Raw genomic sequence first — 12,325 nt, 5'->3', positions numbered from 1 at the left:
ACCGTCGCCGACCGGTGGATCCTGTCCCGGCTGCAGGCGGTCATCGGCGCGGTGGACAGCGGCTATGCGGACTTCGAGTTCGCCAAGATCTCCGACCAGCTGTACCACTTCGCCTGGGACGAGGTCTGCGACTGGTACGTCGAGCTTGCCAAGATCCAGATCGCGGCCGGAGGTGCGGTCGCCGACCGCACCCGCCGCGTGCTCGGCCACGTCCTCGACGCCCTGCTGCGGTTGCTGCACCCGCTGGTCCCGTTCGTCACCGAAGAGCTCTGGCGCGCCCTGACCGGTGAGCCTTCGGTCATGATCGCATCCTGGCCGGCCGTGGCCGACGGGTACGCCGGCGACCGGGCCGCCGAGGAGGAGATCCTCGCCCTGCAGGAGCTCATCACCGAGGTCCGCCGCTTCCGGTCCGACCAGGGCCTGAAGCCGGGGCAGCGGGTCGCCGCGCGGCTCGGCCTGGCGCGGACGGCCCTCGCGGCGCACGAGCCGGCGATCCGCAGCCTGCTGCGGTTGGACGACCCGTCGGAGTCCTTCGCGCCCACGGCGCGGCTGGCGGTGGGCGAGGCCACCATCGAGATCGACACGGCCGGGGCCATCGACGTCGCCGCCGAGCGACGGCGTCTGGAGAAGGACCTCGCGGCGGCGCGCAAGGAGGCCGCCCAGGCCACGGCCAAGCTGGGCAACGAGCAGTTCATGGCCAAGGCGCCGGAGGACGTCGTCGTCAAGGTGCGTTCCCGCGCGGCCCAGGCGGACGCCGACATCACGCGCCTTTCGGCCCAGCTCGCCGCGCTGCCGGCCGGCTGACCGCCACCTCCCGGGGCTGCCCGGGAGTCAGGTGGTGGCCGGTGACAGCAGCCCGGACAGGCGGTGCAGGCCGCGCGCCGTGCGCGCCTTGATCGTGCCGAGCGGCACGCTCAGCCGGTCGGCGATCTGGCGTTGGGTCAGGTCGCCGTAGTAGGCCAGCTCGATCGCCTCGCGCTGGACGTCCGGTAGCGCCGCCAGGGCTCGCCGCACCCGGTCGCGGTCGGCGAGGGTGTCGCCGTCGTCCCGGCCGTCGTCCCCGGCCGGGTCGGCCACGGCCTCCAGCGGCACCGTGGCCGGGGCGCGCGATCGCAGGTGGTCCACGGCGCGTTTGTAGGCGATGCCGCAGAGCCAGGCGGGCAGGCTGCGGGCCGGGTCGAAGCGGTGACCGGAACGCCATGCCTCGGTGAACACCACCTGCAGGACGTCCTCGACGTCCTGAGGTGGGACGAGTTTGCGCAGGTAGGACCGGACGGCGGGAGCGTGGGCGTGGTAGCACTCGCCGATCGCGCCCGCCTCGCCGGCGGCGAGCCTAGATTCCAGGGTTCCGTTCATGAACACCCTTATGCCAGCGAAAAGTTACTCAAAACCTATTCATAGCGGTCGATGCCGCGCCAGGGCAACCACGCAGGGCATGTGTCGGGTCAGAGATCGCCGAAGAGATGGTCGATGAGATCCTCGAAGAGGTCAGAGCGGCCTGTGGCTCAGCGATCCCAGCACCGCCGCGACCGCCTCGCGTAACGACGCGACCCGGGTCACGGCGGGCGGCAGAGCGTCGTGCCAGCCGGGACCGCCGGCCACCAGCCTGCTCGGCGGCCGTAGCCGGGGCAGCGCCGCGAGTGGGGCGGGGTCGCCGGTCTCGCGTTGCTGGGACCAGACGAAGACGACGGCGGGCCCGAGCCGGCGCATCGCGTCGGCGAGCGCGGCGTACGGCGTCCGGGCGCCGAGCACCCGGGTCGGCACGGCCAGCTCGCCGAGGGCCGCCGCGAGCGCGTACGCGGGCAGGGTGTGCTGCTCTTCCTCGGCGCACGCCAGCAGCACCGGGCGCGGGTGCGCCGGAGCCGGTGCTCGCCGGGCGTGACCGGCCAGCGCGTCCAGCAGCCGGTCGGAGAACAGGTGCTCGATCTCCACTCCGGCCCCGGTCTCCTCCTGGCGGCGCACGATGGCCCGGAACACCGGCACCACCAGGTGGTCCCAGGTCCAGACCGTTCCCCCGGATCGCAGGGCCGCCTCCAGGCCGCGGCTGACGGTGGGCTCGTCCATGGCCAGCGCGGCCCGGGCCAGCGTCGCGGCGGACGGCGGGCCGGCCGGGAGCGTCCCGGTGGCGGACGCCGCATCCGGCCCGGATCCCGCCGGCCGCCCTTCCCCGCTCGGCGGCGCGGCCGGCGTCTCGTCCAAGGCGGGCCGCGCTGCCTGCGCGGTTTCGGACGCGCGGGCCGTGCCGGTGGCCGCCGGTGGCCGGTACCGCAGTGCCTGCCGGGCGGCGTCCGCCGGGGCCACCCCGGCATGGATGAGCCGGCTCATCTCCGCCAGGCGGCGCAGGTCCTCGTCGTCGTACCGGCGGTGCCCGCCCGGGCTTCGCCGGCTCGGGCCGATGCCGTAGCGCAGGTTCCAGGTGCGCAGCGTGGGCGCGGGCACGCCGAGGCGCCGGGCCGCGGCGCCGATGCCGTAGCCGGGCTCGCCCTCGGCGAGCGGCCGCTCGCCGCTCAACTCCGCTCCGTCGTCGCCCACCGGCCGCTCCACCAGCTCGTCCCTGCCCGTCCCACCCGGCCCGTAGACCGGTGCCGGCCCTCCACAGTGCCGCATCGGGCGCCGTCCGTCGCCACCGGGCCACTTCGGTGTTCCGGCCGGCCGCCGTCAGCCGGCGTCTTGGCGCGGTCCGGTCGCCCCGCTCTCCACCGGCCGTTCGGCCAGCGGAAGGTCATCTCTCGTCCCGGTCTGCCCCGCACGCCCGGCATGGGTGCAACCACGGCGACGAGATGGCACGAAAACTTTACTGACGACGCCCACGATCTCTGCAATGACCGAAGGAGCGGACCATGGTGACGTTGGCCCCGGAAACGGACGTCCCCCACGCGTCGTCCGGTCCCGGCCCCCGGCCGCCACGCACACACGCACGGCTGCCACAGCGCGCCGCTGCCTCCGAGCCGCCCCTACCGGCACCGGACCCGTCCACCGTTCCCGGGCCGTCCCGGGAACTCCGCCGGCCGACCGGCGGGCACGCGTGAGGCGCCTCTCCCGGCCGGTGGTGGTCATCGGTGCGGGACTCGGCGGTCTCGCCACCGCCATGCGGCTCGCGGGCGCGGGCCGCGAGGTGGTCGTCGTGGAGGCGCAGGACGTCCCCGGCGGCTGCTGCGGCACCGCCTCCCTTGGCCCGTACCGGCTCGACACCGGCCCGTCCGTGCTGACCATGCCGGGTGTGCTCGCCGACACCTTCGCCGCCGCCGGCGCCGAGATGGACGACTGGCTGCCGCTGCGGCGGCTCGACCCCTTCTACCGGCTCACCTATCACGACGGGTCCAGCCTGGACGTCATTCCCGGCGAGGAGGCGATGACCGAACAGGTGCGCGCGCTGTGCGGGCCGGAGGAGGCCGTGCGCTACCGGCGGCTGCGGCGGCTGCTCGGGGAGCTGTTCCAGGCCGAGTGGGACGCGTTCATCGACCGGGACATGACCCGGCTGCGGACACTGGCCCGGCCGTACGCGCTGGCCAGGCTCGCCGCGCTCGGCGGGTTCCGCACGCTCGACGGGCTGGTCCGTCGGCACCTCACCGACGAGCGGCTGATCAGGGCGCACACCTTCCAGGCGCTGTACGTCGGCCTCGCCCCGCGGCGCGCGCTCGGCATCTACGCGGTGATCGCCCACATGGACACCGTCGGCGGGGTGTACTTCCCGGCCGAAGGCGGAATGCACGCCATTCCCCGCGCCATGGCCGCCGCCGCCGAGAAGGCCGGAGCCCGGTTCCGGTACGGCGTGCGCGCCACCCGGGTCGAGGCCGGCGGCTCGGGGGTGACCGGCGTCCTGCTCGACACGGGCGAGCGCATCGCCGCAGAGCACGTCGTGGTCGCCTGCGACCGGGCCGCGGCACACCGTGGGCTGCTGCCGGCCGCGGCCGGCGACTGGCGGCTGCGGCGGCCGCGGTTCTCGCCGTCCTGCCTGGTCGCGCACTTCGGCCTCGACCGGCGCCGGCCCGGGAACGCCCACCACACCCTGCACTTCGGCCACGAATGGGCGGCCACCTTCGACGCCCTGGCGGCCGGCCGCCCGCAGTCCGACCCGAGCCTGCTGGTCACCTGCCCCGAGAGCGACACGGCCGCCGCCCCCGAGGGCCACGCGACGCTGAGCGTGCTGGAGCCCACCGCGAACCTGACCGGTGGCAGGACGGCGGACCCGGCCGGAGGCGACGCCGAGCGCCGGTGGGAGCGCCTCACCCCCCGCCTGGTCGAGCGCCTGCTCGGCAGGCTCGACGCCCTCGGCTACGGCGATCTGTCCCAGGCACCGCGGCTGGTCCTCGACCCGCCCGCCTGGCGACGGAGGGGGCACTCGGCGGGCACCCCGTTCGCCCTCGACCACCGCTTCACCCAGACGGCCTGGTTCCGGCCCGCAGGCGCCGCCCGCCGCATCCCCGGACTGCACTTCGCGGGCATGTACACCGCGCCCGGAGTCGGCGTGCCGCCGGTGCTGATCTCCGGACGGCTGGCCGCCGAACGCATCCTGGAGACGACCCCATGACCCCGCAGCCCGCGGCGCCGCCGCTCCCCACCACCCTGACGGCCAGCTACGAACGGTGCCGGCGGCTGCACGCCTCCTATGGGCGTTCGTACTACCTGGCCACCAGGTTGCTCCCGGCCTGGAAACGTCCGCACGTTCACGCCCTGTACGGCTTCGCCCGGCGTGCGGACGAGATCGTCGACGCCGTCGACATGACCGCCGACCGCGCTCTCGTGCTCGACGGGTTCGTCGCCCGGCTGGTCGCCGGCATGGCGGGCGAACCGGTCGGCGACCCGGTGCTCCCGGCCTTCGTCCACACGGTGCGGGCCTTCGACATCGAACTCGCCGACGTCGACGCCTTTCTCGCCTCGATGCGGGCCGACCTGACCGTCACCCGCTACGCGACCTACGACGACCTGCTCGGCTACATGGAGGGCTCCGCGGCCGTCATCGGCACGATGATGCTGCCCATCCTGGAACCACTGCCGAGCGCCGACGCCGGCCGGGCCAGAGAGGCCGCCCGGCAACTCGGCCTGGCCTTCCAGCTCACCAACTTCATCCGCGACGTGGTCGAAGACCTCGACCGCGGACGGATCTACCTGCCGCTGGCGGACCTGGACGCCTTCGGCGTCACGGAAAAGGACCTGGCCGGCGGCCGCACGACCCCGGCGGTCCGGGATCTGGTGGCCTTCGAGGCCCGCCGGGCGCGCGACCACTACCGGCAGGCGGCGGAGGGCATCGAACTGCTGGTCCCCTCCTCGCGGCCGTGCATACGCGCGGCGTACGAGCTGTACGGCGGAATCCTCGACGAGGTGGCGGCGGCCGGGTACGACGTCCTGGCCGGACGGGTGAGCGTGCCGCGCCGCCGCCGGCTGGCCATCTTCACCCGGCACCTGGCCGCCGCGTCGAGCGCCGGACGCGCCGAGCTGCGAGCCCGGGCGGAGACACACTGACGTGGATCCCGACAGCGAGCGCCCAGGGGAGCCGCCGGACGACGGCCCCATCAGCGGGGCCGGCCTGGTGAACGGCGCGGGGGTGTCCGCGTCACGGCCGGTCGTCCTGGACGCCATGGGCGGCGACCACGGCCCGGCCGAGACCGTATGCGGAGCGGTCCGGGCGCACCGCGAACACGGCGTGAGCATGATCCTCGCCGGCCGGCCGGAGCCGATCCATCGCGAGCTGGCCCGGCTCGGCGCGCGCGGCGAGATCGCCGTCGCGGACGCCGCCGACGCCGTCCCGATGGCCGAGCGCGGCACGGGCGCGCTGGCCAGGACCGGCTCCAGCCTCGCCGTCGGCATCGATCTGCTGCGCCGGGGCGTCGCCGCGTCCCTGGTGTCGGCCGGTTCCACCGGAGCCGTGGTGGCGAGCGCGGTCGCACGGCTCGGCATGGCGCCGCCGGTGCTGCGCCCCGCGCTGGCCGTCGCGTTGCCCACCGTACGCGGCGGGGCAACCGTGCTGGTGGACGCCGGCGCCACCGTCGACCCGACGCCACCGATGATCGCTCAGTTCGCCCTCCTCGGGGCCGCCTACGCCCGGCTCGTGCTCGGCGTGGCCGATCCGTCGGTGGGCCTGTTGTCCGTCGGCTCGGAGCCGGGTAAGGGGAACCGGCTCACCCGGCGGGCGGAGGAGCTGCTGCGCGGCATGCCAGTGCGCTTCCACGGCAACGTGGAGGGCGACGACATCCTCGCGGGGACCGTGGACGTGGTCGTCACCGACGGATTCACCGGCAACGTGGTGCTGAAGAACATCGAGGGCACCGTCCGGGCCAGCCTCGCGCTGGTGAGCCGCAGCGGCATCGCCGGCCCGGCCCAGCTGCGGGAGGTCGCACGCCGCTACGACCCGGAGACACACGGCGGCGCGGCCCTGCTCGGGCTCACCGCAACGGTCGTCGTCGCGCACGGAGCCTCCCGCGCCGCCACGATCGCCCGTGCCTGCGCCGTCGCCCGTGACCTCGCCGAGGGGCAGGTGGTGGCGCGCCTGCGCGAGCACCTGGACCATCAGGCCGTCCGATGAGGCCATGCGGGACCGGGGCGGCGCGGCGTCCGGATTCGCCCGGCCCGCGAGCCGGCGGGACGCTTGGGGGTGCCCGGCCCGATGCTCACCGGTGAGGTCACCGGCCGCCCGGCCGCGCGACGCTCAGCGGCGGCGCGGGCCGGGAGCTTTGAGCGGATCGGTGCCGTCCCAGGTCCCCTCGCTCGCGTAGGGCGCGAAACGCGCGAACAGCTCCTCCGAGTACCAGCCCTCCGCGCGCACCCGCTCGATCACCCGCCGATGCGCGTCGCCCGCGTACGCGAAGCCGCGCACGGCGCCGGCGTCCCGCCACAGCGAGAAGGTCGCCTGGCGGGCCAGCGGCCACTCGCCTATGCCGACCGAGGCGAGGCACCCCTCCTGCTGGACCAGCAGCCGGTCCACGGCCGGCACCGACCGGTAGAACGCCGGCAGCCGGGCGGGACGGATCGCGGCCCGGGTCAGTACCGCGACCGGTCCGCCCCGCCCCGCCCAGCCCATGGGCCCGCCTGTCTCGTGCCCTCCTGCGCCGACCGTCGCGGTCGCATCCATGCTGTGCATGCCGCCTTCGATCGGCTGCTCGCCGGGGAGGTCGGCCCGGCTACCCGACGGGCGGGCCGGTCCAGCGGTGCGCCCCGTATCGCCGACCTGTCCGGGAAGTCGAGGATGCGCGGGCTCCGGACGCCGGAGGCGCGGAGCGGGCCGGCCGGGCTCCTCTGGTGCTCCACCGCTCCAGGGATGCCCGAACGGGTCGATCCCGCCCCAGCGGCCACGGCTGGCCAGCGGCCTCAGCCGTACCTGCCACGATTCCCCGGCCTCCCGCCGCCAGCGCGATGGGATCGGAGAATCCGCTAGGAAGCGGTCGAGTGCCGCCTCCTTCCGCCACACGCAGAGCAGCGCCCAGCGGCGCAGGTCGGCGCCCAGTGTCATCGACCGCCCCCGGCCGGTGCCGAGCAGCCGCCAGAACAGCAGCCCTTCGGTGCGGCGCAACACCGGCCGGTCGAACGCCATGTGCCGCGCCGCTCCCACATCCGCATACCTGACGAGGTGGAACGACGCGATGATGCTCCCGGTGCCGGTCGCGCTGATGGTGTCGGTCATGGGCGGCTACCTTCTCGGCTCGATCCCGGTGGCCGTGCTGGTCGCTCGCGGCCACGGGTTCGACCCCCGGGACGCCGGTGACCGCAACCCGGGCTTCTGGAACATGCGCGAACGGCTCGGGGCGCGCAAGGCCGCACCGGTGTTCGCCGGTGACCTGCTCAAAGGGGTGCTGGCCGGGCTGCTCGGACTCGCCGCGAGCGACTGGCACACCGCCGGCCTGTGGACGGTCGCCGGCCCCAGCGTCCTGCCCGCGTACGCCGCCGTGGCCGCCGCGATGGCCGGCCACGCCTGGCCCGTCTTCGCGGGATTCCGCGGCGGGCGGTCCGTCCTGACCTTCGCGGGCGGGCTCGCCGTCATCTGCCCGCCGGCCTTCGCGCTCGGCCTCGTCCTGCTCGCCGCCATCGCCGCGCTCGCCCGATCGTTCGCCGCCGGGGCCAGGGCCGGCGTCTTCGCCCTGCCGATGCTGCAACTCGCCTTCGCACCGATCGGGCATGTCGCGGCCACCGGGGCGCTCATGTGCCTCATCGGGCTACGTTTCGGGCAGGCGGCGCTCGGTGGCCGCCGCCGCTGACCGTCCGAAGGCCGCTTCCGCTGTCCCTTCGCAGCCGTGCCCGCGCCTGTGCCCGCCGTCGTAGGCGCGGTTTCGCCAGGTGCGCACCGGCCGCAACGTGGCCTGTGTCAGCCGCACGGCGGCGGCCGGGTCGAGCAAAGCCGACAGCACCACGCCGGGACCGGGTCGCGCGTAGCTCGCGCGCAGCGCACGGGCGAGCAGCACCCGCCCGGCGAGCAGGGCCAGGTCCAGCCGGGTCGGCCGCCCCGCGGCGAGCCTCAGCACCGGGAGTGCGGCGGCCAGCCAGACCACGGCGAGGTCGGCCGCCTGCCACAGCGGTCCGGTCACGTCGGCGAGCGGCAGCGACCGTCCCCACTGCCGCCACACGTCCGCGGCCGACTCGTGCATGTCGACCTCCAGCAGGCCGCCCGCGTCGAGGAACCCCACCCGCCACCCCTGCGAAGCCAGGGTCCGGGCCAGCGCGACATCGTCCGTCATGTGCCGGCGGACCTTGGTGAACCCGTCCGCCCGCAGCATCGCCTCACGCCGGAAGGCGAGACACTGCCCGTTGGCGACCGCCCGGTGCGGCGGGGGAGGACAGGCCGGGCCGATCGGACCGAACCGGTAGACCAGGGTGGCGAGGAACGCGGCGTGCAGCGCCTGCTCGGCGGCGCCGTCGCAGACGAAGCGCGGGCCGGCGCTGACCAGGTCGCGTTCCCGCAGCGCCGCCGCGAGTGCGGCGAACAGCCCCGGCCGTGGCCGGGCGTCCGCGTCCAGTGTGACGACGATCGGGTGGCTCGCGCGCAGCAGTCCCTGATGGAGTGCCCACTGCTTGCCCACCCAGCCCGCGGGCAGCGGACGTCCCCGCACCACCGTCGCTCCGAGCGCGGCGGCGAGCCGGGCGGTGCTGTCGGACGACTCGTCGTCCACCACGATCACCTCGCCGACCGAGGGATCGGCGAGCACGGCCGTCAGACAGGGGCTGAGACGGGCCTCTTCGTCCCTGGCCGGGATCACCACCGAGATGGACGGCACGGCGTCTTCCCGCCAAGTCTCCCCGGCCACCGGTACGAGCCGAGTGCCTCCCGGCGCGGTGCGCCGCGGCGCCGTATCGGCGGCCGCCGGCGCCGTTGGCGCGAATTCCGGCGCGGCCAGCGGAGGCAGCCGCCGCCGGCCGCGCGCGAGGCGTACGGCGACGGTCAGGGCGGCCAGCGCCTGCGCGACGGCGAGCGCCCGCCCGGCGAGCGTCCACGCGCCGGCCCCCATTCGCTCACCTCTCGCGGCAGCCGGCGGGCGTCGCTCCTGTTTCACGCACGACCAGGGGCGGCCGGCCGCCGTGGTAGCCCTGGTCATCGCAGGCTCCGCGCGCCGAAGTCCTCGTTCACCAGACCGGCGACGATCCGCCCGCCCATCGTCACCATCGGCAGCCCTCCGCCGGGATGCACCGAGCCGCCCACCAGGTACAGGCCACGGCGCGGCCCGCGGTTGCCCGGACGGCGGAACGGCGCCAGGCTCCCCTCGTACGCGCTCCCGTAGATGGCGCCGCCCCCGGCTCCATAGCGGTCGCTGATGTCCGCGGGGGTGAACGTCTCGACGAAGCGCAGCCGTCCGGACAGGTCGTGGCCGCGCGCCGCCAGCCGTTCGAGTACGTGCGCCCCGTACGCCTGCGGTGACATCGGCCAGCGACCCGGGTCGCCGGCGGGCACGTTGACCAGCATCACCCAGTTCTCCGTGCCCTCGGGCGCCTGCGACGGGTCGTCCACCGCCGAGCAGCCGATGTAGATCGTCGGATCACGCGGCGGACGGCGCCGCCGGAAGATGTCGCCGAACTCCTCGCGGTAGTCGGCGGAGAACAACACCGAGTGATGGGACAGCCCTTCCGTGCGGCCCTCGACGGCGGCCAGCAGGAGGAACGCCGACGAGGACGGCCCGAGCCGCGCGAGGCGGCGCGCGCGCGCCCGGTCGGGGAGCAGCCGCTCGTAGAGCGCCGCCGCGTCCGCGTTCACCACCACCGCGTCGGCCGCGACCGTCTCGCCACCGGCCAGGCGCACGCCCCGCACCCGTCCGGCGTCGGCCGACACCCCGGCGACCTCGGTGGACAGATGGACCTCGATGCCGGCCTTGTCCAGCAGCACACCCAGGGCGTCGGCGAGCCGGGGGAGCCCACCGGCCACGTACCAGCCGCCCTCACCGTGCTCGATGGCGGGGATGCACCCGAGCGCCGCCGGTGCCCGGTAGGGGTTGGAACCGGCGTAGGTCGCGTACCGGTCGACGTACTGGCGCAGGCGTGGGTCTCTGAAGAACCGGCGGGCGAGCCCGTCCAGCGTGCGCCCGGGCGCGACCGCCCACAGATCGGCCAACCGGGGTGTCCCGGCCGTTACCGGCATTGCCAGAGCCTTCGCGCCGGCGGCCGCTGGTGTGCGATGCGCCGGGACGACCGGCGACCGGCCGGCCCGCGCGCGGAGCGGAGGACGCAGCAGCGGCCCGGCGAAGAAAGTGCGCTGTGCGGCCTCCAGGCACCCCTGCGCCCAGTGGAGGAACGCCCGCCAGCGCGCGCCCTCCCCGGGCGCGAGCCGTTCCACCGCGGCCGCGGTGCGCTCGATATCGCGGTACGCCGTCAGCGACGACCCGTCGTGGAAGCGATAACGGCACAGCGTCTCCGGTTCGACCAGATCGAGCGGCACTCCGAGGTCGCGGAAGAGACTGGGCAGGGTCAGCAGCGAGGGCCCGAGCGAGAAGGTGAACCCCGCACGCCGGTGCTCGGCGAGCTTGCCGCCGAGCCGGGGAAGGCGTTCGTACAGCCGCACCGTGTGCCCGTCCCGCGCGAGTAGCAGGGCGGACACCATGCCGCCCACGCCGCCGCCGACCACGATCACTTCGGCCATCGGTGCCGCCATGCGAGCAGAACGAACGTGCCCATCGCGATGCCTCCCGCCGTGGCGACGAGCGGGTCGGCCGGGTGGAACACCACCGCGAAGCCGACCGTCTCCATCACCGCCATCGCCGTGTACACCATGACCAGTCCCGTGCTCCCGGGGGACGGGTCTCCCACGATCCGGTCGATCAGTGCCATCACCAGCAGGGAGACCAGGAACCAGCCCGCGAAGTTGCTCCACGGCACCCCGCGGTACGGGCCGGTGTCCACCCACTCCCACAGGCCGAGCCGGAGCATCTGCGGGTCCAGGAACAGGTCCCACGCCGTCAGCGCGAGCGCGCCCACGCACGCCCGCGCCCAGCGGCCCTCAGGCACGATCCGGCGGGCCACCGCCTGGGCCGCGAGACCCATGCCGCCCCAGGCCAGCGCCACGACCAGGGGGACGCCTCCCGGATGCGGCCACAGCACTCCGGTGTATCGGTACTCGCCGAACGGGATGGCGTACCTCGTGCCGATCCACTCCGCGGCGTACCCCGTCGCCGAGGCGGCGGCGAAGGCGGCGAGTGCCCGGAGCGGGGCGTGCACCGCCGCGGCGTACGCGAGCGCGGCGGCGGCGAGCAGGGCCACGACCAGACTGACCAGCCGCACGTCGTCCTGACGGACTCCTGTCGCCAGTTGAGCGGCGACCATGGCGGCGAGCAGCGCGGAACCGGCCGTCTCCAGGCGAGTCCGCGGCGGCCGGCGGGGGACGCGCGCCGAACGCCCTGGTCCCGCTCTGCCTCCGAGCTTCTCCCACGTGTTCACGTGTGATCCTTCGATCCGGCGGCGGGATTCAGATGCATCGCGGTCGGCGCGGTCTGCTCTCCTGCCGGTGCGGGGCACTTGTGAGAGGCACCGATATCGGCCGATCCGAATGACGATCGACGATGGCGGTAACGGTGATGTGGCGAAGCGGGGAGACTTCCGCAAGGCGGTGCGGGAGATAGGGGCTTTGTCCCGATGGCGATTTGACGGACCCGGAGACCGCGCTTACTGTTCTGTCTCGCCCCAGGAGGGGTCGGCCGCCGCTGAGGCGATCGGCGCCTGGGGATCCCCGACGACACCCTCGGCATCCGGCGTCCATGACTCTGGATCCGGTGTAGCAACGTCGTCTGAGCAGATCATCTGAGCCACATGCGGTTCGGTTGGACTTCACTCAGACGATGGGGTAAGTTAGAGGGGTTGCCCTGGAGACGGGGCGGCCTGAATGTTAGTTGGTTCGGGTGGCTGGGAGTCAAGTGCT

The 12,325-nt window shown here is 74.6% G+C and carries 11 protein-coding genes; 5 read left to right on the top strand and 6 right to left on the bottom strand.

Annotation, left to right across the window (positions count from 1 at the left end):
• Window positions 1–804: class I tRNA ligase family protein (locus tag IEY93_RS35665; RefSeq protein ID WP_189167588.1), on the top strand; the 804-nt coding region annotated here is incomplete at its 5' end.
• A 27-nt stretch (window positions 805–831) separates the two neighbouring features.
• Here the strand turns inward: IEY93_RS35665 and IEY93_RS35660 are convergent.
• Window positions 832–1,356 carry an RNA polymerase sigma factor gene (locus IEY93_RS35660; protein WP_189167587.1) on the bottom strand — a complete coding sequence of 175 codons (525 nt, stop codon included), beginning with the start codon at window positions 1,354–1,356 and terminating at the stop codon, window positions 832–834.
• A 132-nt stretch (window positions 1,357–1,488) separates the two neighbouring features.
• Window positions 1,489–2,607 (bottom strand): MerR family transcriptional regulator, encoded by a 1,119-nt coding sequence (locus tag IEY93_RS35655; RefSeq protein ID WP_189167586.1) that lies wholly within the window; start codon window positions 2,605–2,607, stop codon window positions 1,489–1,491.
• 418 nt (window positions 2,608–3,025) lie between these two features.
• On the opposite strand from IEY93_RS35655, the gene IEY93_RS35650 reads away from it, so the two are divergent.
• From IEY93_RS35650 to plsX, 3 genes are read left to right on the top strand one after another with little or no spacing between them, the layout of a single operon-like run.
• On the top strand, window positions 3,026–4,531 hold the full coding sequence (locus tag IEY93_RS35650) for a phytoene desaturase family protein (RefSeq protein ID WP_229691748.1): 1,506 nt from the start codon (window positions 3,026–3,028) through the stop codon (window positions 4,529–4,531).
• Window positions 4,528–5,463: a phytoene/squalene synthase family protein gene (locus IEY93_RS35645; RefSeq protein WP_189167584.1), complete on the top strand. Its 936-nt coding sequence runs from the start codon at window positions 4,528–4,530 to the stop codon at window positions 5,461–5,463. Before IEY93_RS35650 ends, IEY93_RS35645 begins: the two co-directional genes overlap by 4 nt.
• A 1-nt stretch (window position 5,464) precedes the next feature.
• Complete coding sequence (gene plsX, locus IEY93_RS35640) at window positions 5,465–6,523, top strand: phosphate acyltransferase PlsX (RefSeq protein WP_229691747.1); 1,059 nt, start codon at window positions 5,465–5,467, stop codon at window positions 6,521–6,523.
• Between the two features lie 123 nt (window positions 6,524–6,646).
• Here plsX and IEY93_RS39010 read toward each other — a convergent pair whose 3' ends face one another.
• Window positions 6,647–7,618: a hypothetical protein gene (locus tag IEY93_RS39010; protein ID WP_229691746.1), complete on the bottom strand. Its 972-nt coding sequence runs from the start codon at window positions 7,616–7,618 to the stop codon at window positions 6,647–6,649.
• Between IEY93_RS39010 and IEY93_RS35625 the strand changes: the two genes are divergently transcribed.
• A complete protein-coding gene (locus IEY93_RS35625; RefSeq protein ID WP_229691745.1) occupies window positions 7,590–8,189 on the top strand; it encodes a glycerol-3-phosphate acyltransferase in 600 nt (199 codons plus the stop codon). The two genes, IEY93_RS39010 and IEY93_RS35625, sit on opposite strands and share 29 nt — an antisense overlap.
• Here IEY93_RS35625 and IEY93_RS35620 read toward each other — a convergent pair.
• From IEY93_RS35620 to IEY93_RS35610, 3 genes are all read right to left on the bottom strand, one after another.
• Complete coding sequence (locus tag IEY93_RS35620) at window positions 8,148–9,434, bottom strand: glycosyltransferase family 2 protein (protein ID WP_189167583.1); 1,287 nt, start codon at window positions 9,432–9,434, stop codon at window positions 8,148–8,150. The genes IEY93_RS35625 and IEY93_RS35620 overlap by 42 nt on opposite strands.
• 83 nt (window positions 9,435–9,517) lie before the next feature.
• Entirely contained in the window at window positions 9,518–11,053 is a 1,536-nt protein-coding gene (locus IEY93_RS35615; protein WP_229691744.1) for a phytoene desaturase family protein, read from the bottom strand.
• Window positions 11,041–11,847, bottom strand: a complete 807-nt coding sequence (locus IEY93_RS35610; protein ID WP_229691743.1) for a carotenoid biosynthesis protein — start codon at window positions 11,845–11,847, stop codon at window positions 11,041–11,043. Before IEY93_RS35610 ends, IEY93_RS35615 begins: the two co-directional genes overlap by 13 nt.
• Between the last annotated feature and the right edge of the window lie 478 nt (window positions 11,848–12,325).

It is taken from the genome of Sphaerisporangium melleum (genome assembly GCF_014646695.1).
GTDB lineage: Bacteria > Actinomycetota > Actinomycetes > Streptosporangiales > Streptosporangiaceae > Sphaerisporangium > Sphaerisporangium melleum.
The sequence above is the reverse complement of the archived record's forward strand: the minus strand, read 5'-3'. Positions and strand labels throughout refer to the sequence as shown.

Excerpts from the sequence above, each read along its gene's own strand:
- IEY93_RS35655 (WP_189167586.1), bottom strand. The coding sequence starts at position 2,607 with ATGCGGCACTGTGGAGGGCCGGCACCGGTCTACGGGCCGGGTGGGACG.
- IEY93_RS35660 (WP_189167587.1), bottom strand. The coding sequence starts at position 1,356 with ATGAACGGAACCCTGGAATCTAGGCTCGCCGCCGGCGAGGCGGGCGCG.
- IEY93_RS39010 (WP_229691746.1), bottom strand. The coding sequence starts at position 7,618 with ATGACCGACACCATCAGCGCGACCGGCACCGGGAGCATCATCGCGTCG.
- IEY93_RS35645 (WP_189167584.1), top strand. The coding sequence starts at position 4,528 with ATGACCCCGCAGCCCGCGGCGCCGCCGCTCCCCACCACCCTGACGGCC.
- IEY93_RS35615 (WP_229691744.1), bottom strand. The coding sequence starts at position 11,053 with ATGGCCGAAGTGATCGTGGTCGGCGGCGGCGTGGGCGGCATGGTGTCC.
- IEY93_RS35620 (WP_189167583.1), bottom strand. The coding sequence starts at position 9,434 with ATGGGGGCCGGCGCGTGGACGCTCGCCGGGCGGGCGCTCGCCGTCGCG.